The sequence below is a fragment of the Riemerella anatipestifer genome (assembly GCF_009663465.1).
GTDB lineage: Bacteria > Bacteroidota > Bacteroidia > Flavobacteriales > Weeksellaceae > Riemerella > Riemerella anatipestifer_C.
In genome coordinates this window covers 80,525-82,661 of sequence record NZ_QXHU01000004.1, presented here as the reverse complement: position 1 = coordinate 82,661, position 2,137 = coordinate 80,525, and the positions used below count along the sequence as shown (strand labels likewise).

The 2,137-nt window shown below is 44.3% G+C and carries 2 protein-coding genes; both read right to left on the bottom strand.

Annotation, left to right across the window (positions count from 1 at the left end; translation table 11 throughout):
• Positions 1-464: 464 nt before the first annotated feature.
• Positions 465-851 carry an HU family DNA-binding protein gene (locus D1003_RS06555; RefSeq protein WP_153936203.1) on the bottom strand — a complete coding sequence of 129 codons (387 nt, stop codon included), beginning with the start codon at positions 849-851 and terminating at the stop codon, positions 465-467.
• Between the two features lie 86 nt (positions 852-937).
• A partial coding sequence (locus D1003_RS06550) for an FISUMP domain-containing protein (protein WP_311709897.1) occupies positions 938-2,137 on the bottom strand: 1,200 nt, incomplete at its 5' end.

Here is a 2,137-nt window from a genome sequence, read left to right as displayed (position 1 = left end):
GTTAAAAAAGCCCTATTGTCTGAACAAGCGTCGGCTTTAGCCTTGGCGTGAGTTCTAGGGCTTTTAGAATGGGCGACACATTTTTAGCCGTAGTTTTCTAGTCTTGAACTTTTGGTCCTTTTGTTTCAAGACAAAAGGACAAGCATACATATTTATCGCTTTGAAACAAACTTAACTCAATGGTTCGGCGAAGCCAAAAGGACAAAGACACATTAAAATTATTAAAACCCCTGCCTTAGTTTATATAAAAACCTAACGAAGTTCTGTAACCCCTATGAATAAAGGCTTTCCGAAGATAAGCTAGGTAGGCTAAAAAACCTGCGCAGGTTTCACTAAAAACTACCGCAGGTTTTACCCAAAACCACAGCAGGTTTTATACAAAACCACAGCAGGTTTTATACAAAACTACCGCAGGTTTCTTTAGAAACCTGCGGTAGTTTTTTAAGGTGCATAGATAGGACGGTTTACTTCACTTTTTCAAAGCCTGCCGCCTTCATACTATCTAAGATGCGTTTACCGGGGCGGTAATTAACACCTACCGATTTAATAAGGCTTTGGGTAAAATCTTTCTCCGTGGCGGCTCCGCCGCTGCTTAGAGTAGGATACAGCGTCCCCAACTTCTCCAAACGCACGATTTTGCTATCCGACAAAGCATTTTGTATCACATTCTCTAAAGCGATGATAACGCCTTTAATATCTGCCTCACTGAGGGCAGAAAACTTCTCGATTTGTTTTACGAGCTCATCTATACCTACCTCGCCGTCTGTGGTAGCACTGGCATACCACTTTTTGTTACCGCCGCCGCTTACACCCGGCTGGCCTCTTTCTACTACTTTAAATTTAATTGACATAATACATTTATTTTATGGGTTATACTTTAGTTGATTTATCTTATATATAAGGAGGGGTTACCCTCTTGGGTTCTTAAGCTGACCACTTAGTTATCCTTAATACAACGCACGCTATAGCCGTTTGCTCGGTTGGAGTAGATGACATCGGCAGCACCAGCACTACCAAAATATATGGGCCAAGAGTAGCGCGAGCTATCTGTCTCGCTGCTCCAGAAGTGGCCACTGTTGCCCTGACTGGCAAGCCTCCCCTCACTGAAGACACGAAAACCAGACGTCGGCAAACGGAGGACAATCTCATTCCATATATTAGATTTACCACCAATCGCGTCAAACAGTTCTTGCCACTCCGCGAGAGTAGGCACATGATAACCCACAGGACAAGGATTATTCGCTCCATTGGCACGCCACAACTGATGATTTGAAGTCTCCCGACTAACTAAAGGGGTTACCCACGAATAATCTGATAAATTATACGACGGTATAAACTTATTCGTACCTGCATTTGCCCAAGAAGAAGCTATAGAACCTGAACCTGTATATTTAGGTGTACCATTTGTTGAGCTTGTCCAAGTAATCAACTCGTGCCCATCAGGCTTTCTCTGCCACTGGAACAATGAACCATAAGCATTATGGTCGGTTTTTGAGGTGGCTTGTTGGGTTGGGTTGAATACCGAAGAATTTACATTAGCATAATTCGCTCCAAGGTTGTTGTTGAGCCAAGTTCTACCATCGGGTCCTGTAATTGGGATATAAATGAACTGATGCTCCATTTCGGTAGATGCCCAAGGCGAAGGGCTACCCATATCTGCTAAACACTGCTGTGTGGTCTTACCAAAACATCTATCTGGGATACCCCCAATCCCCACTAATTTCAATTCATAATTGGTTCCGTTAATGCTGTACGGAATGGTGGCAATGTCGTACTGCTCGCCTGGAGCTTTTTTAGTTACATTATACACGCCGTCGCCATCTACCGTAAGCGTTGCCACCAAGTCGCCACTCACCAAAAAATTCCCCGACGGAATGCTAAGGCTTATCGTATTCATATCACCGTCTTGTCCTAGAGCCGTCGTCGTAGGCGTTGCCACCGCCGCATTATAAGACCCCGAACCGCCCGTGTATGGGATTTTAACCGTCATTCCGTTGGTAATTTGCCCTTGAATGTTCGTGCTATTATAGGTTAAAGACACCACATATTCTGTCTTAGGCGAGGTAATGGTAGCAGAGCCTAAACCAACGGCGGTAGATTGGTCGGCTTGCGCTCCCAACTTATTAAAGTTAGCCGT